This window comes from Allorhizobium paknamense, assembly GCF_030815125.1.
Lineage (GTDB): Bacteria > Pseudomonadota > Alphaproteobacteria > Rhizobiales > Rhizobiaceae > Allorhizobium > Allorhizobium paknamense.
Map to the genome: position 1 here is coordinate 519,527 of NZ_JAUSWH010000001.1, position 18,969 is coordinate 538,495.

At 60.2% G+C, this 18,969-nt stretch carries 19 protein-coding genes; 16 read left to right on the plus strand and 3 right to left on the minus strand.

Annotated features, from left to right (window positions below; genetic code table 11):
• The first annotated feature begins 25 nt into the window (after window positions 1–25).
• Both cimA and rarD read left to right on the plus strand, forming a co-directional pair.
• The gene (gene cimA, locus QO005_RS02485) at window positions 26–1,642 is read left to right on the plus strand and encodes a citramalate synthase (RefSeq protein ID WP_307156366.1); all 1,617 of its coding nucleotides are present in this window, start codon (window positions 26–28) and stop codon (window positions 1,640–1,642) included.
• 106 nt (window positions 1,643–1,748) lie between these two features.
• A complete protein-coding gene (gene rarD, locus QO005_RS02490) occupies window positions 1,749–2,648 on the plus strand; it encodes an EamA family transporter RarD (protein WP_307156367.1) in 900 nt (299 codons plus the stop codon).
• 61 nt (window positions 2,649–2,709) lie between these two features.
• Here rarD and QO005_RS02495 read toward each other — a convergent pair whose 3' ends face one another.
• The gene (locus QO005_RS02495) at window positions 2,710–3,330 is read right to left on the minus strand and encodes an LOG family protein (protein WP_307156589.1); all 621 of its coding nucleotides are present in this window, start codon (window positions 3,328–3,330) and stop codon (window positions 2,710–2,712) included.
• Between the two features lie 299 nt (window positions 3,331–3,629).
• On the opposite strand from QO005_RS02495, the gene QO005_RS02500 reads away from it, so the two are divergent.
• From QO005_RS02500 to QO005_RS02520, 5 genes are all read left to right on the plus strand, one after another.
• On the plus strand, window positions 3,630–5,585 hold the full coding sequence (locus QO005_RS02500) for an Ig-like domain-containing protein (RefSeq protein WP_307156590.1): 1,956 nt from the start codon (window positions 3,630–3,632) through the stop codon (window positions 5,583–5,585).
• A gap of 333 nt (window positions 5,586–5,918) precedes the next feature.
• The gene (locus tag QO005_RS02505; RefSeq protein ID WP_307156368.1) at window positions 5,919–7,817 is read left to right on the plus strand and encodes an ABCB family ABC transporter ATP-binding protein/permease; all 1,899 of its coding nucleotides are present in this window, start codon (window positions 5,919–5,921) and stop codon (window positions 7,815–7,817) included.
• Between the two features lie 136 nt (window positions 7,818–7,953).
• Entirely contained in the window at window positions 7,954–8,652 is a 699-nt protein-coding gene (locus QO005_RS02510) for a phosphatidylserine decarboxylase (protein WP_307156369.1), read from the plus strand.
• A gap of 319 nt (window positions 8,653–8,971) precedes the next feature.
• Window positions 8,972–9,823 carry a CDP-alcohol phosphatidyltransferase family protein gene (locus QO005_RS02515; RefSeq protein WP_307156370.1) on the plus strand — a complete coding sequence of 284 codons (852 nt, stop codon included), beginning with the start codon at window positions 8,972–8,974 and terminating at the stop codon, window positions 9,821–9,823.
• A gap of 194 nt (window positions 9,824–10,017) precedes the next feature.
• Window positions 10,018–10,152, plus strand: coding sequence for a hypothetical protein (locus tag QO005_RS02520; RefSeq protein WP_307156371.1), 135 nt, complete (start codon window positions 10,018–10,020; stop codon window positions 10,150–10,152).
• Window positions 10,153–10,265: 113 nt separating this feature from the next.
• Here QO005_RS02520 and QO005_RS02525 read toward each other — a convergent pair whose 3' ends face one another.
• Complete coding sequence (locus QO005_RS02525; RefSeq protein ID WP_307156372.1) at window positions 10,266–11,030, minus strand: SOS response-associated peptidase; 765 nt, start codon at window positions 11,028–11,030, stop codon at window positions 10,266–10,268.
• A gap of 333 nt (window positions 11,031–11,363) precedes the next feature.
• Here QO005_RS02525 and QO005_RS02530 point away from each other — a divergent pair, with 333 nt between their 5' ends.
• The 8 genes from QO005_RS02530 to QO005_RS02565 all read left to right on the plus strand — a co-directional run bounded on the left by QO005_RS02530 (window position 11,364) and on the right by QO005_RS02565 (window position 16,457).
• Entirely contained in the window at window positions 11,364–11,786 is a 423-nt protein-coding gene (locus QO005_RS02530; RefSeq protein WP_307156373.1) for an NUDIX hydrolase, read from the plus strand.
• A gap of 20 nt (window positions 11,787–11,806) precedes the next feature.
• Window positions 11,807–12,217: a TIGR02301 family protein gene (locus QO005_RS02535; protein WP_307156591.1), complete on the plus strand. Its 411-nt coding sequence runs from the start codon at window positions 11,807–11,809 to the stop codon at window positions 12,215–12,217.
• A 101-nt stretch (window positions 12,218–12,318) separates the two neighbouring features.
• Window positions 12,319–12,576: a hypothetical protein gene (locus tag QO005_RS02540; RefSeq protein WP_307156374.1), complete on the plus strand. Its 258-nt coding sequence runs from the start codon at window positions 12,319–12,321 to the stop codon at window positions 12,574–12,576.
• A gap of 10 nt (window positions 12,577–12,586) precedes the next feature.
• Window positions 12,587–13,315, plus strand: a complete 729-nt coding sequence (locus QO005_RS02545; protein WP_307156375.1) for a hypothetical protein — start codon at window positions 12,587–12,589, stop codon at window positions 13,313–13,315.
• Window positions 13,316–13,388: 73 nt separating this feature from the next.
• The gene (ygfZ, locus tag QO005_RS02550) at window positions 13,389–14,228 is read left to right on the plus strand and encodes a CAF17-like 4Fe-4S cluster assembly/insertion protein YgfZ (RefSeq protein WP_307156376.1); all 840 of its coding nucleotides are present in this window, start codon (window positions 13,389–13,391) and stop codon (window positions 14,226–14,228) included.
• Window positions 14,229–14,260: 32 nt separating this feature from the next.
• Complete coding sequence (locus QO005_RS02555) at window positions 14,261–14,848, plus strand: YfbR-like 5'-deoxynucleotidase (protein WP_307156592.1); 588 nt, start codon at window positions 14,261–14,263, stop codon at window positions 14,846–14,848.
• Window positions 14,845–15,393: a tyrosine phosphatase family protein gene (locus QO005_RS02560; RefSeq protein WP_307156377.1), complete on the plus strand. Its 549-nt coding sequence runs from the start codon at window positions 14,845–14,847 to the stop codon at window positions 15,391–15,393. The genes QO005_RS02555 and QO005_RS02560 overlap by 4 nt, the downstream gene beginning before the upstream one ends.
• Before the next feature lie 158 nt (window positions 15,394–15,551).
• Complete coding sequence (locus QO005_RS02565) at window positions 15,552–16,457, plus strand: mechanosensitive ion channel family protein (protein WP_307156378.1); 906 nt, start codon at window positions 15,552–15,554, stop codon at window positions 16,455–16,457.
• Window positions 16,458–16,633: 176 nt separating this feature from the next.
• Here QO005_RS02565 and QO005_RS02570 read toward each other — a convergent pair whose 3' ends face one another.
• Window positions 16,634–17,272, minus strand: a complete 639-nt coding sequence (locus QO005_RS02570) for an EF-hand domain-containing protein (RefSeq protein ID WP_307156379.1) — start codon at window positions 17,270–17,272, stop codon at window positions 16,634–16,636.
• 493 nt (window positions 17,273–17,765) lie between these two features.
• On the opposite strand from QO005_RS02570, the gene QO005_RS02575 reads away from it, so the two are divergent.
• Window positions 17,766–18,809, plus strand: coding sequence for an acyltransferase family protein (locus QO005_RS02575; protein ID WP_307156380.1), 1,044 nt, complete (start codon window positions 17,766–17,768; stop codon window positions 18,807–18,809).
• The last annotated feature ends 160 nt before the right edge of the window (window positions 18,810–18,969 follow it).

An 18,969-nucleotide genomic window follows, 5' to 3' on the forward strand; every position in this document is an offset into this window, starting at 1 on the left:
CTATTCTGCCTTTAAGGAGGCAAGCATGACCCGTGAAAAGATCACCCTCTTCGACACCACGCTCCGGGATGGCCAGCAGACGCCGGGCATTGATTTTTCCGTCGAGGACAAGATCGCCATTTCCGCCATGCTGGACAATTTCGGGCTGGATTATGTGGAAGGCGGCTATCCGGGTGCGAACCCCACGGATACGGCGTTTTTCTCGAAAAAGCGCACGGGCCGGGCCAGCTTTGTCGCCTTTGGCATGACGAAGCGCGCCGGTATCTCCGCCTCCAACGATCCCGGCCTCACCGCGCTGTTGCAGGCAAAAAGCGATGCAGTCTGTCTCGTTGCCAAGAGCTGGGATTACCATGTGAAGGTGGCGCTCGGCTGCAGCAACGAGGAAAATCTGGAGGCGATCAGCGACAGCGTCACCGCCGTCACGGCCTCCGGCAAGGAAGCCCTGGTGGATTGCGAGCATTTCTTCGACGGCTACAAGGCCAATCCGGCCTATGCGCTGGCCTGCGCCAAAACGGCTTACGAGGCCGGTGCCCGCTGGATCGTGCTTTGCGACACCAATGGCGGCACACAGCCGCCGGAGGTGCGTGACATCGTGACCACGCTGATCGCCTCGGGCATTCCAGGTTCCTCCCTCGGCATTCACGCCCATAACGATACCGGACAGGCGGTTGCCAATTCGCTGGCCGCGGTGGAGGCTGGCGTGCGCCAGATCCAGGGCACGCTGAACGGCATTGGCGAACGCTGCGGCAATGCCGACCTGACGACCCTGATCCCGACACTGGCCCTGAAAGAGACCTATGCCAGCCGGTTCGAGATCGGCATCGACCGGGAAAAACTGGTGGAACTGACCGGGCTTTCCCACGCCTTCGATGAGCTTTTGAACCGCTCGCCCAACCATCAGGCCCCTTATGTCGGCGCTTCGGCCTTCGCCACCAAGGCTGGTATCCACGCCTCGGCGCTGCTGAAGGACCCGAAGACCTATGAGCATGTCGAGCCCGGCTCTGTCGGCAATTTCCGCAAGGTGATGGTGTCGGATCAGGGCGGCAAGGCCAATTTCATCAACGAGTTGAAGCGGCGCGGCATCGATGTCGCCAAGGACGATCCGCGCCTCGACACACTGATCTCACTGGTGAAGGAGCGCGAGGCTTCCGGCTATGCCTATGAAGGGGCAGACGGCAGTTTCGAGCTCCTGGCGCGGCGCACGCTCGGCACGGTGCCGGATTTCTTTGCCGTCGAAAGCTTCCGCGTCATGGTGGAGCGCCGCTTCGACAGCCACGGCAAGCTCAAGACCGTGTCGGAAGCAGTGGTCAAAATCATCATCGATGGCGAAACGGTGATGTCGGTGGCGGAAGGCGACGGCCCGGTCAATGCGCTCGACATCGCGCTGCGCAAGGATCTCGGCAAGTTCCAGGCAGAAATTTCCGATCTGGAACTCAAGGACTATAAGGTCCGCATCCTGAATGGCGGCACCGAGGCCATCACCCGCGTTTTGATCGAATCCGGCGATGCCACCGGCCAGCGCTGGTGGACGGTCGGCGTTTCGGAAAACATCATCGACGCCTCCTTCCAGGCGCTGATGGATGCGCTGATCTACAAGCTGATGAAGAACCGGTCGCTGGCAGGACGAATCGCAGCGGAATGAGTATCCATCACCGCGACTGAACCATGCTTCAATGGAATGAATTGGAGCTTCCCACGTTGGAAGAGTAACGCCTTTTCCATATGAACAGGACGAGGCGGGTAGAGACATGACGGAAGTCGTAACGACGGCGGATAAGGGCGATGGCATGAGAGGCTTTCTCTTCGCCCTGTCAGCCTATGTGCTGTGGGGCTTCCTGCCCTTCTACATGAAGGCGGTTGCGCACATTCCGCCCACGGAAGTCATTGCCCATCGCGTGCTCTGGTCCATTCCGGTGGCTGGCATCGTGCTGATCGCGCTGAAGCGGGTCGATGATCTGAAACTTGCCTTTCGCACGCCGAAAATGCTGGGCATGGCTGCCGTCACCGCAGCGCTGATCAGCATCAACTGGGGCATTTATGTCTGGGCCATCGGCGCGGGACATGCGCTGGATACGGCCCTTGGCTATTTCGTCAACCCGCTGTTTTCGGTGTTTCTCGGCGCGGTTCTTTTGAAGGAAAGGCTGAAACCGGCGCAGATCGCAGCGCTGGCGCTGGTGGTGGTGGCCGTGGTCATTCTCACCGTCGATGCCGGAAAACTGCCGGTGATTGCGTTGAGCCTTACCTTCTCCTGGGGCTTCTATGCGTTTTTCCGCAAGACCCTGCCCATCGGCCCCAATCAGGGCTTCCTGCTGGAAGTGCTGCTGCTGGCGCCCTTTGCGGCGGCCTATCTGATCTATCTCACCATCACCGGTCAGGCGCATTTCCTGCGGGGAGACATGGGAGACAGCCTGTTACTCGCGTCAAGCGGGCTGGTGACGGCGGTGCCGCTCATTCTCTACGCCAACGGCGCCAAGCTGCTGCGCCTCTCCACCATCGGCATCATGCAATATATCGCGCCGACCATGATCTTCCTGATCGCCGTCTTCGTGTTCGAGGAGGATTTCAGCACCGCCAAGGCCATCGCCTTTCCGCTGATCTGGGCAGCGCTGGTGATCTACACGCTGCCGATGCTGAAGCGCTCAAACTAGTTGTTTTTACGCATTTCCGGACGGAAAACCGCTGCACACTTTTCCTGGAAATGCTCTCAATTCAAAGCCGGGCGATGACTTCTTCATCGCCTTTCAACCAGCCAAGCTCGTTCCAGCGATCCATGATCGCCGGCACCACGGCCTCGATATCGTCAATCACCAGCGGCTGCACCTTGTGGCCGGTATGGACGAAGCCCTCTTCGCGCATATGCGTGATGAGATCGAGCATCGGCTTCCAGAAGCCGCAGACATTGGCGAAGACCATCGGTTTTTCATGACGGCCGAGTTGAGCCCAGGTCATGATTTCCACGATCTCCTCCAGCGTGCCGATGCCACCCGGCAGCGTCACGAAGGCATCTGCGCGCTCGAACATCTTGTGCTTGCGCTCATGCATATCCGCCGTCACGATCAACTCGTTCAACTGTCCGAGAGAATGGCGCGTGGCTTCCATATCCACCAGGAATTCGGGTATGATGCCGGTGACGTGGCCGCCTTCGGCCAGAACGCCTGCGGCCACCGCACCCATGATGCCCTTGGTGCCGCCGCCATAGACGAGCCTCAAGCCGTTGGCCGCAATGGCCCGGCCAAGTGCGCGGCCAGCGGCGATATAGGCGGGATCGCGCCCCGGCCTGGAGCCGCAATAGACGCAGATGGATCGAATCGAGCTGTTATGAATGGTCATGGCGCCACAATGCCAGCCGGGCTCGTCCAAGGTCAACAGCTGCTTTTTCTGGGGCATGGACAGCGACGGGCAAGGAAAGCTGGCGATAATTCCCAGAGCATTTCCAAGAGAAGTGGAGGCCGATTTTCCGGTCGGAAATGCGTGAAAACAAAGAGTTAGAGCGTTTCGGTGTTTCCGTGAAAAAGCGAAACACTCTGGCAGGTTGGCGCGGCTCTTGCGGCGTCGCTTGTGAAAAGAAGCGTAAATGGCTAGCAGTTCTTGAGGGATATGGCGGAATGACCCGCCCGGAGACGTGAGTGATGAAAAATCGTGCCGGTTGGCTGGCCCTTGGCGTGCTGGCCATTGCGACAGTCTTGATGGTTTTTTTCGTGCTGCCGCAAATCCGCGGCAAGCAAACGGGACAAGAGCAGGCCCAGCAGCAGACGGCGCCGGTGGAAACACCATCCGAGCCCGCAGCTCCGGCTCAGACCAGTTCTGAAGCCCCCGCCGCCAAGATGGCCCGGCTGAAATCCGCCGCCGAACAGCAGGTGACCGCGCTGGAGGGCCTGTTTGCCGATGGCAAGACGCCCGCCCCGGATGCCTATTCCGCCGCCAAGCTCGCCGCGATGACGGCACTGAAGGCGCTGGCCGACCAGGACATTCCCGCAGGCCTTGAAACAGGCCTTGCTGCCAGCGCCACCAAGGCGAAGGAACAGGCCGCCAAGGCGCTGGCCTTCCTGGCCTCGCTGCCTGCCTCGCCCGCCGATGCCGCCGCTGCCATCGCCGATGTTGGCCGCACGCTGCGGGGCGAAGCCTTGAGCGACCCGAACACGCCGCGTTTCGACGTGCTGCGCGTTGAAAAGGATGGCTCGACGGTGATTGCCGGCAGCGCCGCACCGGGCTCGAAGGTCGAGGTGGTGGATGGCAACAAGCCGATTGCCAGCGCCACGGCCTCGCAAAGCGGTGATTTTGCCATCGTGCTCGATCAGCCGCTGCCCTCCGGTGACCACGCGCTCGATCTGCGCGCCACCACAAAGGACGGCGCAGTGATCAAGTCGGAGGAACAGGCCACCGTCTCCGTTCCGGCCAATAGCCAGGGCGATGTGCTGGCCATGGTCAGCAAGCCCGGCGAGGCAAGCCGCCTGCTGTCGACACCGGATCAGATCAACGACGCCGCCAAGCAGGGCCGTGTGCCTGCGGCAACCGCCGGAAACATGCCCGCAGTCGCTGATAGCGCCAATACGCCAGCCGACGCGACGCGGCAGACGCTTCCCGCAGCCCTGGGCGGACAGTTGCAGATCACCGCCGTGGAACTGGAAGGCAACAAGATCTTCGTGGCCGGCAATGCGCCGAAGGGCCGCGCCGTCTCCGCCTTTGTCGACAGCCAGAAGATCGGCGATTCCGATGTGGACCAGAACGGTAAATTCGTGGTGGAAGGCGAGCTTGCGCTGGCTGTTGGCCAGCACATCATCAGCGTTGACCTGAAGGATGCCAGCGGCAAGGTTACGCTGCGCGCCTCTGTCCCCTTCAACCGTCCGGAAGGCGATCAGGTCGCCGTGGTTGCGCCGCAAAGCGCACCCGCCTCCGGCGGTGCCGCTCCGGTCTCCCCGGATCGCAGCTTCTTTGACCGGCAGCGCGATACGCTGGCCAAGTCCTTCACGCTTCTGAGCAATCTCTTTGCCGATGGCAAGACGCCAGATCTGGATGCGCTGGCAGCAGCCCGCTCGGCCACGGAATTTGCCTTGAAGGCTGTCTCGGACTTCCGCCCCGCCCCGGCCAGCGATGCTGACAGCGCCGCCTTCATGAGCCGTATGGCTGCCAATGCCGGCAAGGCGCTCGCAGCACTGAAGGCTGTTCCCTCGGCCTCTATCCCGGCCATGGCGGACGCTTTGCCGAAGATCAGGCCGCTGGTGGAGGCAGCCCTTGAACCCATGCCGCAGCCGCAAACGCCTCCGGCCACGCTGCAAGCCCAGACCACCCAGCCGGTGGAAGGCACCAGCGGCAATGGCAGTGAACCGCCCACCATCTCGCAAGCACCGCTGACGGCCTCGCCGAACACGGTCATCATCCGCCGGGGCGACACGCTCTGGCAGATTTCCCGCCGCGTCTACGGCCAGGGTGTGCGCTACACCACGATCTACATGGCCAATGCCGAACAGATCACCAATCCGGACCTGATCGAGCCCGGCCAGACCTTCAACGTGCCGGACCAGTCGCTGCCGGATAACGAGGCCGAGGCCATTCACCGTAAGTGGATGCTGGAGCACAAGCGTTGAAAGCAGCGGTTCGATTGATTAATTTGATGAGTCATTGAAAATGACTCTTCAAATTCCATTTTCGAATATCTCAAGCCTCCTACGCAATTGAGATATTCGAAATCCCCTCAAGGTGAGGATGCGTTAGCATCTTCGAGCCTTGGTATAAGTGATGTATGAAGCGGCTACAGCATCGGACCGAAAAGTGGGAACCGGTTTTCGGGAAAATCCGATGTAAGAACAAGAATCCAGAGCATCGTGACGATTCCGGTTTTCGGCACGATGCTCTGGTTCGGGCCGCTTCTTTTTTGGCGCCAACTCCCCCGCGCCGCAGCGGCAATCAACGGAAATTCCATGCAACGGCCCACTGAGCAGCAAGGCAAGACGGTTTCGGCCGATTCCAGCAATCCCTGGCGCACCATCGTCAATCTCTGGCCCTATATGTGGCCCGCCGAACGGCAGGATCTGAAAAATCGCGTCCTCTGGGCCAGCCTGTTTCTGGTGCTCGCCAAGCTGGTTCTGATGCTGGTGCCCTATTTCTTCAAATGGGCGACCGATGCGCTGAACGGGCGGATGGATGCAACGGGTCTTCTGCCGGTCTTCATGCTGTCTGCCGTCATGCTGGTCATTGCCTATAATTTTGCCCGCATCGCGCAATGGGGGCTGAACCAGCTAAGGGACGCGCTGTTTGCCAGTGTCGGTCAATATGCGGTGCGGCGTCTGGCCTACAAGACCTTCGTGCATATGCACGCGCTGTCGCTGCGCTTTCACCTGGAACGCAAGACCGGCGGCCTGTCCCGCATCATCGAGCGCGGCACCAAGGGCATCGAAACGATTGTCCGCTATACCATTCTCAACTCCATCCCCACCATTCTGGAATTTGCCCTGACGGCGGCGATCTTCTGGTGGGCCTATGGTTTTTCCTATCTTCTCGTCACCGCGCTCACCGTCCTGGCCTATTGCTGGTACACGGTGAAGGCCTCGGACTGGCGCATTGCCATCCGCCGCTCGATGAATGACAGCGACACCGATGCCAATGTGAAGGCAATCGATTCGCTGCTGAACTTCGAAACGGTCAAATATTTCGGCAACGAGGCCATGGAAGCCCGCCGCTTCGATGCCTCCATGGCGCGATATGAGAAGGCCGCCACCCAGGTCTGGACCTCGCTTGGCTGGCTGAACTTCGGCCAGGGCCTGATCTTCGGCATCGGCATGACGGTGATGCTGGTGCTTTCGGCACTTGCCGTTCAGCGCGGCGAACAGACGGTCGGCGATTTCGTCTTTGTCAACGCGCTGTTGCTGCAGCTCTCCGTGCCGCTCAACTTTATCGGCATGCTGTACCGCGAAATCCGCCAGGGGCTGATCGATATCGAACAGATGTTCGATCTGTTGAGCGTGCGGCCTGAAGTCGAGGACGCAGCCGATGCGGTACCGCTTGCCGTGGACAAGGGCGAGATCGTCTTTCGCGACGTGCATTTTGCCTACGATCCCGCCCGTCCGATCCTCAAGGGCATTTCCTTCACCGTCCCGGCCGGCAAGACAGTGGCAGTGGTCGGCCCCTCGGGCGCGGGGAAATCCACGATCTCCCGGCTGCTCTATCGGTTTTACGATGTGCAGCAGGGGGTGATCAGCGTCGATGGGCAGGATTTGCGACAGGTCACTCAGGCCTCGCTGAGGGCCGCCATCGGCATGGTGCCGCAGGATACGGTGCTGTTCAACGACACGATTGCCTACAATATCCGCTATGGCAGGCCGGACGCCTCCGATACGGAGGTGGAAACCGCCGCCGATATCGCCCAGGTGGGCCGCGCCATCCGCGATCTGCCGCAGGGTTTCAACACGCTGGTCGGTGAGCGCGGCCTGAAGCTCTCCGGCGGCGAAAAGCAGCGTGTCGCCATTGCCCGGACCGTGCTGAAAGCGCCGCCCATTCTCATTCTTGACGAAGCCACTTCAGCGCTGGACACCACCACCGAACAGGAAATCCAGACCGCACTCGATCTCGTTTCGAAAAACCGCACCACGCTCGTGATCGCCCACCGTCTCTCCACCGTGATCAATGCCGATCAGATCATCGTGCTGCGCGCGGGCGAGATTGCCGAGCGCGGCACCCATGCGGAACTTCTGGCGCAAAACGGCCTTTACGCCTCGATGTGGAACCGCCAGCGGGAGGCGACGGAGGCTGAAGAACATCTGCGGCAGGTGCGGGAAAGCGACGATCTGGGCGTTGTGGTACGGATGTCCCCGGCAAGTTGACCGGCACTGAGGCCCCGCGGCATTGCTCCTCAAGGCTTTTCGGGTTACTCACGCTTCAGGTTTTTAAACACATGGGATGGCGGTTCACGGCCTTGGCCTGCCTTTCGCCCATGGCACATAAGGAGAAATCCGGCTGATGTCCTTGTTCGATACGATCAGAAACACAATCGTGCCCGTGCACAAGGAAGGTTACCCCTTCGTGCTGGCGTTTTTCCTGGGCGCGGTGGTGCTGGGCTGGCTGTGGGCGCCGCTCTTCTGGATCGGCCTGGTGCTGACGCTGTGGTGCGCCTATTTCTTCCGCGATCCCGAGCGCTCCACACCGCAGGATGACGATCTGGTGGTGAGCCCGGCCGATGGCCGCGTCTCCTCCATCCAGATGGTGGTGCCGCCGGAGGAATTGCAGCTTGGCACCGATCCGATGCTGCGCATTTCGATTTTCATGAATGTCTTCGACGCCCATATCAACCGCGCCCCGGTGCGCGGCCCGGTGGTGCGCGCCGTCTACCGCGAAGGCCAGTTCGTCAATGCCGAGCTGGACAAGGCGAGCACCGACAATGAGCGCAACAGCCTGGTGATCGAAGGTCCGCATGGCGCACTGGGCGTTGTTCAGATCGCCGGTCTCGTGGCACGGCGCATCGTCTGCTGGACCACAGCCGGCCAGCCGCTGGATGCCGGTGAGCGCTTCGGCCTGATCCGCTTCGGTTCGCGCCTTGATGTCTATGTCCCGGCAGGCGGCGAGCCGCGTGTCTCGGTCGGCCAGCGTTCGGTGGGGGGTGAAACCGTTCTCGCCGAATATGGCTCGAACAAGGGCCCGGTTATCAGCCGACGCTCTTGAGAGGGTGTGTGGACATTCGCCCCTGGGCGGCCTGCAAACGGCAATTTTCTGCGCTTCCGGTGCTCATGTACCTAAGTACACTCCGCTCCGGTTCTCGAAAATCACCGTTTTCGCCACGCCCAAAGCCGAATGTCCACACACCCTAGAGCATTTCCAGGAAAAGTGGGAACCGGTTTTCCGTCCGGAAATGCGTAAAAACAAAGATTTAGAGCGCTTCAATGTTTCCGTGAAACAATGAAGCGCTCTAGCATGAAAGGCATGGGTCCGGGACCGTAGAAGCGCGCCTCCCGGACCACACAGAACGGAAGATCGTTTCAGCATGAGCAGTGACGCACCGAACAGCAATTCTCCCCAGACCGGCTCCAGCGATGCCTCGCGCGGGCCAAGGCTGAGGGAAATTCCGCTCCGGCTGATGGTGCCGAACCTAATCACGGTTCTGGCCATCTGCGCGGGCCTGACGGGCGTGCGGCTGGCTTTCGAGGGGCGGTTCGAGCTTGCCGTCGGCATGGTGCTGGTCGCGGCCTTTCTCGATGGCATTGACGGGCGTATCGCCCGGCTGATGAAGGCGACGTCGAAATTCGGCGCGCAGATGGATTCGCTCGCCGACATCGTCAATTTCGGCGTGGCTCCGGGGCTCGTGCTCTATGTGTTCATTCTCGATCAGGCCCGTTCCTTCGGCTGGATCGCCGCCCTGATCTTCGCCATCGCCGCGGGTCTCAGGCTTGCCCGTTTCAACGTCATGGAAGAGCGCGGCATCAAGGCGCCGTGGCAATCGGCCTATTTTGTCGGTGTTCCGGCACCGGCAGGCGCGCTTCTCGTGCTGCTGCCGGTCTATCTCGGCTTTCTCGGCGTGCCCGCAACGCCTGGCTTTGCCTTCATCTCCGCCGCCTACACAATTCTGATTGCCATTCTGCTCGTCAGCCGCCTTCCGGTCTGGTCCGGCAAGTCGGAAAAGAAGGTGCGCCGCGATCTCGTGCTGCCGCTCACGCTCTGTGTGGTGCTCTATGTGGCGCTGCTGATGAGCTATACCTGGGAAGTGCTCTCGGCCACGGCCATTCTCTACATTCTGTCCCTCCCCTTCGGCGCGCGCGCCTGGAAGCGCAAATACGGAACCCTGACCGTAGAGGAGCCGCATGACCACGACGGCGCGGCCATGGACAGGGGGTTGTGATTTTTTTGAGTTTGCAACTCACAAAATATGTTTGCCGTTGATCTAAATTAAGTTGCGTTAAGCTCCCGTTTGTCATGTTCTCCTATGACAGCCGCATGACTGTCGAATCGCTCTCACCGGGTTTCGCCCGGCGGGTGAGCAGATGAGTTGACAAGAAATCACTCTAGGGAAGCGCTCTTTGAGGGAGCAAAACGATGACGACGCACGCAAAAGACACCGCCGCCCCGGCCAAGCCGGAACTCACCAGCAATTACCGCCCGCTTGGCCTCAAGGCCGTCATCGCAGCTGCGCTGATGCTGAAGCGCAAGCCGGTGAAAAAAGCCGCATGAAGTAGAGGCACCGCCAAACCGGCGTCCGGCTCTGACCCTGATCTCAAAATCTAAAGCATTTCCAGCAAAAGCGGGAACCGGTTTTCCGTTTGGAAATGCGTAAAAACAAGAGCTTAGAAAAGCGAGAGTTGGGTGCTGTCCTGCTTGGGTGCCGATGCGGCATGTTTCGGATCTTCAAGCGCCACGGGCTCTTGCAGTTCAGGCCCCATATTGGCCACCTTGTTGACCCTGTCGGAAACGGCGATGGCTTCGAAGAAATCATCGTCCACTGCTTTCAGCAGCGGTTGAACCTCGCGCGGTTCACGGGTCCGGCAATCCAGCCATCTCGTGAAATCCTCGGGCGCGATCACCACCGGCATGCGGTCATGAATGGGCCGCATGGCATGATTGGCCGCCGTGGTGAGAATGGCGCCCGTCTCCACTTCACTGCCACCGGCGCTGGCCCAGATTTCCATCACGCCGGCAAAGCCAAGCACGCCGCCCTGCCGTGGCCGGATCCAATAGGCCTGCGGTTTTTCCCCACTTTCCTTGGGCGGGCGTCGCCATTCGTAAAACCCGCTGGCGGGAATGAGCACCCGGCGATGGCGCATCGCCGCCCGGAAGGACGCCTTCTCGATGGCGGTTTCGGATCGGGCATTGATCAGCAGCGGAAAATCGCGAGGATCCTTGACCCAACCGGGCAGGAAACCCCAGCGCAACAGCCGGGCCTCACGATCGGGCAGATTGCTGCCGGGATCGGGCCGGTTGGACTGCGTGATCGCGAGAATCGGCTGGGTGGGCGCGATGTTGAAGCGCGGCGGAAAGCCATCGACCTCCACAAGGCCGAAGGTCTCCCGCACTTGATTGGGTGTGGCAGTCAGGGCAAAACGTCCGCACATGCGTCCTGTGTGGCAGCCTCATCGCCCAAGGTCAAGCAATCCGCTCTAGGGTGTGTGGACATTCGGCTTTGGGCGTGGCGAAAACGGTGATTTTCGAGAACCGGCGCGGAGTGTACTTGAGTACATGAGCACCGGAAGCGCAGGAAATTGCCGTTTGCAGCCCGCTCAAGGGCGAATGTCCACACACCCTAAGACGAAGAGTCATTGAAAATAACTCTTCGTATTCCTTTTTCGAATATCTAAAGCCTCTAACGCAATTGAGATATTCGAAATCCCTTCAAGGCGAGGATGCGTTAGCATCTTCGAGCCTTGGTATAAATGGAACTCTCGCCGATGCGCGCCCCTCGCCCCGCCTCCTCCGCCATTGTTGTCCGCAACGGGCGCTTTTTGCTGGTGCAGCGTTCCAACCCGCCCGCTGCCGATCTCTACGCCTTTCCGGGCGGCAAGGCAGAGCCCGGCGAATCACCGCAAGAAGCAGCCCTTAGGGAACTTCGCGAGGAAACCGGGTTGATCGGCCATAATCCTGAACTGTTTGCCACCTATGAGTTACTGCCGGAGCCAGAGGGGCCGCCACATCACCATTTCCTGCTTTCGGTTTTTCTGGTCAGGGTGGAATCCACCGGCGGCGAGGCGGTGGCGGCAAGCGATGCCGGTTCCCTGGGCTGGTTTACACTGGAAGAGGTGCGCCGGCTGCCTGTGCCGGATAGCGTGCTGGAATGCTGTGAGCGATTAGACCAAGTTTCGACTGCCGGATGAATGGATAGACCGTGACCAGAATGCTGCCTCTTACGATTGCCGTGTTCTGCCTGATGTCGGCCTCGGTGCCGCCGACGGCGATACAGGCGCCCATGCCGCAATCGGCGCCGACGGAAAATCCGGAAACCACGCCCTATGATGCCAAGCTCAACCGGCTGGCAGAAATTCTCGGCACCGTCACCTATCTGCGCAATCTCTGCGGTACGGAGGCCGAGCCGCAATGGCGGGCCAGCATGGAAAAGCTGATTGCCGAGGATGCAGAGAAGGAACCTGTCCGAAAACAGGCATTGACCGCCTCCTTCAACCGGGGGTACAGGGCCTTTGCTGCAGTGCATACCACTTGCACATCGGCGGCGCGGATGGCAGAAAGCCAATATCGTGCCGAGGGCGCAACAGTCGTTGATGAAATGACGGCGCGCTTCGGGAATTAACCAATTATTCACCTGATCAAGCTTCGGACCATGTCGTTTTGGTAAAAGACTGATAAACTCTTTAACAGTTGAGTAATTCGAGACGCTTCGAGGACTGCAGTATGGAACCACGCCGCAACGAGATTGACGACATGATCGTTCATGAAAAGATGCAGGCTGCCCTCGAATATCAGAATGAAGCCTGGGCCGATGGCATGGCGGACGGTATCGAGCCGGAAATCATTGCGGATGCTGCCATTGCGCTGGCGATGCGCGAAACGATACGCATTCATGGTGAAGATGGCGCGGAAGCCATGCTCGAATCCCTGCGGGCACGGATGCTGGCAGGCGAATTTTCGCCCAAGCGCGTTATTCAGTAAGAGGCACTCCATGCAGTATTTGTGGACTATCCGGCGCGCAACGGCTGGCCGCGTGATGCTTTGCGCCGCGCTCCTGGCAAGCTCTGCAGCGATCCTTCCCGCCCCGGCGCTTGCGCTTTCGGAATTGCAGGGAAAACCGCAGGAGGCCCAGGCTGAAAAACCGGCACCCGCCCAGGGCGGCGCCACCCTGCCGCAGCCGGAGCCGGTTCAGAATACCAAGCCCGCCACGCCTGCCGCCGAGGCACCCGCGCCGCAGAAGCAGGATCCGCCCGTCGAGGTGATCTACGACATCAGCAAGGCCCCGGAGGCCGTGCGCAAGATGCGGGAACGCATGGTCGAGGCTGCCGCCTCCGGCGATCCGGAACGCCTGCGCGAACTCATTACCCAGGGCAAGGACGGCACGCAACTGGCGCTGGGCGAGGACAATGGCAGCGACCCCATCCAGATCATCAAGAGCGTCTCTGGCGATCCGGATGGGCTGGAAGTGCTGGCAATCATGCTGGATGTCCTGTCCACCGGTTTTGCGCATGTGAATGCCGGAACGCCGGATGAGGCCTATGTCTGGCCCTATTTCGCCGAAAAGCCGCTGAATACGCTGACCGCGCCGGAAAAGGTGGAACTGATGCGTCTGGTGACCGCCGGCGATTTTGAAAACATGCTGGAATACGGCAATTACAATTTCTTCCGCATCGGCATTTCCCCCAATGGCCAGTGGAAATTCTTCTCCGCCGGGGATTGATCCGGGTCATCGTTGAAACGGGCGGGTTTCAGCGTCATATGTTCAGCGAGTGGACAAGACGAGTCGGTGCCCCATGCCAGCCATTGCGCTTCCTGATCGCTCTTTCCTGCGCCTGCATGGGCCGGAAGCGGAGCATTTTATCAACAATCTGGTGACAGCCGATGTCACCGGCATGGAGGCGCATGACGCTTTGCCTGCCGCATTGCTGACGCCGCAGGGCAAGATTCTGTTTGAATTCCTGATCTGGCGTGACGGTGCCGATCTGCTGCTGGAGGTTCAGTCCTGCGAACGGGAGGCGCTGCTGCGTCGCCTGACGCTCTACAAGCTGCGCGCCCAGGTGACGATCACGTTGGAGGAGACCGAGGGCGTCACCGTCTGCTGGGATGAGCCTGCCCCCGAAGGTGCCCGGCGTGACCGCCGTTTCGCAGCGGCAGGGCTTGAGGTCTGGCGCGTGATGGGCCTGACCGGGCAGCCCGATGCAAGCCCCTATCATCGCCTGCGGATTGCCCATGGCATTGCCGAGGCGGGGCTTGACTATCCGCTGCAGGACGCCTTCCCCCATGATGTGCTGATGGATGTGAATGGCGGCGTGTCCTTCAAGAAGGGCTGTTATGTCGGGCAGGAAGTGGTGTCGCGCATGCATCACCGCAAAACGGCGCGCCGCCGCGTGGCAACCGTCACCGGCACGTCCGCCCTGCCCGCAACCGGTACGGCCCTGACGGCCAATGGCAAGCCACTCGGGACGCTCGGCACGGTCATCGCAGATCAGGCGCTGGCGATCATCCGCATCGACAGGGCTGGTGAAGCCATGGCGGCGGGCGTGGCGATCCTGGCTGGCGACGTGGCGGTGACAGTTCACCTCCCGGCCTGGACCGGGCTTAGCTTTCCGACGACGGCGGAGGAGGAGGCGTGAGCGCCGCACTCCCCGGTCGCGCCTGGCAGCGCATGCTGTCTGGCCGCAGGCTCGACCTGCTCGACCCCTCGCCTCTTGATGTCGAGCTTTCCGATATTGCCCATGGACTGGCGCGCGTGGCGCGCTGGAATGGCCAGACCCATGGCGACCACGCCTTTTCGGTAGCCCAGCATTGCGTGGTGGTGGAGGAGATTTTCCATCGTTGCAATCCCAAGGCCAGCGCTGCCGAGCGGCAGATGACTTTGCTTCATGATGCGCCGGAATATGTAATCGGTGACATGATCTCGCCCTTCAAGGCCGTGGTCGGCGGTGGTTACAAAACGGTGGAGCGGCGGCTGGAGGCTGCCATTCACCTGCGCTTTGGCCTTCCGGCCCATCCCTCTGCCACGCTCAAGGCGCTGATCAAGAAGGCCGATTCCATCGCTGCCTATTTCGAGGCGACGGTGCTGGCGGGCTTTACGCAGGAGGAAGCCCGAAAATTCTTTGGCCAGCCCCGCGCCATTACGCTGGACATGCTGCCGCTTGCCCCCCTGCCCGCGACCGAAGCCCAGAAATTGTTTGCCGACCGCTTCGACACCATCGAAGCCGCGCGCCGGGCGGAAAAGGACCATGCGGCATGACGGCCATTCTCGTCAGTCCGCTTGGCCGCATCGCGGAGATGGCAGTGCGCCACGGTGCGCGCGACATGGTCAGCCTGATGGCGGAGAACCATGCCTTTCATCGGCCTGCCGTGATCGAGCCGGGACGGCATCTGCAATTGGTGATGAATGACATCAGCTTTGCCGGAACCGGCAATCTCATCGCGCCGCAGGAAGAGCATGTGCGGCAGTTGATAGGCTTTGCGCGCGCCTGGGATCGCGCCTCGCCGCTGCTCATTCACTGCTGGATGGGCGTTTCCCGCTCACCGGCGGCGGCGCTGATCGCCAGCCTTTCCCTTTATCCCGAGGAGGAAGACGCCGCATTGGCACAGCGGCTGCGGCAAGCCTCTCCCTATGCAACGCCGAACCGGCGGCTGATCGAGATTGGCGACGCGCTGCTGGAGCGCAAGGGCCGGCTGGTGGATGCCGTGACCCGAATCGGCAGGGGGCGCGACGCCGATGGCAATGCACCCTTTGTGCTACCCTTGCCGGATTTTGCTCTTTTCGCGGGAACATCCCTGGCCTGAAATTCTTTCCCCTTTGCCGCACCAGGGTTCAAAACCCTGAGAATTTCGGCATCCTAAAATGTTTATGCGTTTCCGGGGGAACAACCGGACTCCACCTTTTCTGGAAACACTCAAGCCGCCCCGACGGTTTGAGATGATCGGCAAACGGGAAAATTTTCATGGATGAACAGGCTTCCGAATTCATTCTCGCCACCCGCACCGCGCTGGCGCAACTGGGCGCGCTGGCGGTTCAATATTCGTTTTCGGTGGTAGGGGCCATCCTGCTGCTGCTGGGCGGCTGGTATCTCTCCAATCTGCTGCAACGTTTGAGCTATGACGGTATGCGCCGCATTCGCGGTTTCGATGAGACGCTGACCCGTTTCTTCTCCACCGCGCTGCGCTATGCCGTGCTGATCCTGGTTTTCATCACCGTGCTGGGCCAGTTTGGCGTGCAGACCGCCTCGATCATTGCCGCCCTGGGTGCCGCCGGGCTGGCCATCGGCCTTGCCTTGCAGGGTACGCTGCAAAATATTGCGGCGGGCATCATGCTTCTGGTGCTGAGGCCCTTTCGTGTCGGGGAATATATCGATACCGGCAGCGTGGCGGGCACTGTGGTGGAGATCGGGCTCTTCGCGACGCAACTGAAGACGGCGGATGGGGTCTACCGGCTGGCGCCGAATTCGACGCTGTGGAATGTGCCGATCACCAATTTCAGCCGCGAGCCGACGCGGCGCAATGAAATCACCTTGCGGATTTCCTATCGTGACGATCTGAACATCGCTGAGCATCTTCTGGGCACGCTGCTCAAGGATGGCCGCGTGCTGACCACGCCGCAGGCTGAAATCTTCATTGCCGATCTCGGAGAAAGCAGCGTCGGGCTGACCTTGCGCTACTGGACGGCGGCAGGTGATTTCTGGGCGGTGAATTGTGATTTCATGAAACGCATTCGCCGGGATTTCGAGGCGAACGGCCTGCATGCTCCCTATCCGCATCTGGCGCTGGAAACCATGAATGGTTTCTGGAGCGGGCAGGATGAACGATCGAAGACGGAAAAAGCCCCGCGGGACAAAACCCTTAATTCCTAATGGATAATTCCTTAAATCCTAATCGATTTAAGGATAAAATTATGCAGGAGATTTAAAGTGCTATAGCGAACCTTTGTGCGCCATATATGGCGCACGGCGCTGTAGAGAAGTCCGGATGCCCTACGCGATCATGGCGCAGCGCATCGGAAAGACGCCGTGAGTGGAGACAATACCAATCAGGCGGCCTGCTCAGTCGTGGTTGTGGTTGCCGTCGAGGCCTCATTTGCCTGATAGGCTTCGATTACGCTGCGCATCTGGGAGAAGATGTCATCCATCCCCAGAAGGTCGGAATCGCTGTCGGTGTCATCGGTAAGGCTGCTGGCCAAAGACATATCGCTCGGCGGCATCGGCGGTCCACCCTGCGGCCCACCCTGCTGCTGATCGGCAGCCAACTGGTCTTCAGTAATATAGCCCGTCCCTTCGCTATCCAGCTTTTCGAACAGCGCCGCAGACTGCTCTTCCGAAACGCCCTCGGGGGCAGCTGCGGTAAACTCTTCTTCCGTGACCTTGCCGTCGCCGTCGCTGTCCATGCTGTCAAAGCGCTCTTCAGCAGAGGGCGGAGTGGGCATGGAAGAGATGGAAGAGGTGGAAGACGAATCATCGCCCGCCAGCAGAAGCGCCATATCCCCGGAAAGCTGGGAGGTCGCGCTGGTCGCGGCACTGTCCGTCAACACAGTCGGGTCCTGCGTACGGGTGATACCGGCGGCGGCGAGTTCCGCGGAGGAAACGGTGCCGTCACCATCCGTATCGAGGCTGGAGGTGGAGGTGGTGTAGGATGATAAGATCGACGTTGCGGCAGAAGACACACTCGTCATGGAAAACCCCTGTCTAACCTGGTTGTTGTTATGCGTCCGGAATACTCGGCACAGGAAAGACGCCCCCCATGGCTAGACTGATTTGGGCTACCTCGTCAAAAGCCAATTGTTATAGATAATAATTTGTAAAAGTTGAAACCATCACGGGTTCGTGAACTGCGTGTAGCGACCCGGAGCACCTTATCCCAAGGCTCGAAGATGCGTCAGCCTCCTCGCCTTCAAGAGACTTCGAATATCTCAAGTGCGTCAAGGGCTTGAGATATTCCAAAAAGGAATACGAACTGCCATCTTCAATAACCCATCGTATTTACCATGTCCCTGCAATTGCAGCGTTCTGCGCCAAGAACGTGCTAATCATTCACCCCTCATTTACTAAAGCACGTTGCGGCTTATCAGCCTCATGCAACGTGTTTTACGTTCTTGTTTTAACGCATGTCGTTATCGCAAAACCGCTGCACACTTTTGCGCGACATGCTCTAAGGGGGGCTGAAGCATGGTTTCGACGCCAAGGCATATCGCAACGCTGGATGGGGTGCGTGGGCTTGCGGCCTTTGCCGTGGTTCTGTCGCATGTGCCGCTGATTTTCCCGGAGGCGGCGTGGTGGCCGCGCGCCTATATCGGCGATGAAGCGGTGGCGCTGTTTTTCGCCCTGAGCGGCTTTCTCATGGCCTATCTCTATGGCGGCAAGGAGCTGACCACAGCGACGGCAATCGATTATCTCGTCCACCGCTTTGCCCGTATCTATCCGGTCTATGCGCTGGCAGTGCTGCTGGTGGCCGCCCTCTCCTTTCTGCCGCAGCTATCCTATGTGCAGCCCATTCCGTCCGGCTTCGATCTCCTGCGCCATCTCGCCATGCTGGGCTCCAGCGGCGTCTTCTGGTCCATCCCGCCGGAAATCCAGTTCTACCTGTTCTTCCTGCTGCTATGGCTTGTCTTTTCCGACATCGGACGGTTTGCATGGCTGGGCGGCTTCATCGCCGCCGGCTGTCTGGTGCTTGCCTATTTCGGCTTTCCCGGCCCCGGCATTCTGCTGCCCTCGAAACTCCCCTATTTCCTGCTGGGCGCACTGGCCGGCAGAGCCTATGGCCTGGGCCTTGCCGCTGGCCGTGGCCCGGTCGAAGGCATGACCAGCCTCTTCCTGCTGGGCTTTTTCTTTGCAAGCCGCCTTGTCTTTCCGGGTTTTGCTCCCTTCTGGGGTTTGACGACGGCAGCCATCGCCGCCTGCATCGTCTTTCTGCTGGCGGCTGAACCGGCCTTTGCAAAAGCTTTTTTCAGCACGCCTGCGCTGCGGCTGCTCGGGCGCATCAGCTTTTCGCTTTATCTTTTTCATGTGCCGGTGATGTTTCTCCTGCGAAAGGGGCCGCTGGCAGCGCTTGCCCCGGCTCCGGCCATCCTCATCTCTCTCCTGGCAGCGCTCGCCGCCGCCATGCTCAGCAACCGGCTGATCGAAATGCCATCGCGCCGCCTGCTGGTCGGTCTCTGGCAGAAGGGCCGGACAGGTGCGGGCAAGATGGCGCTCCACCCACAAGAGCCGTGACTGTCCGGGCGAGTTTAATTTAGTCTTTTCACATTGGATTCTTCCGAAAACCGGTTCCCACTTTTCGGTCCTATGCTCTGATTTATTCTTTCGCATCGGATTCTCCCGAAAACCGGTTCCCACTTTTCGGTCCTATGCTCTAGGTTCTCTCACCCCCGCC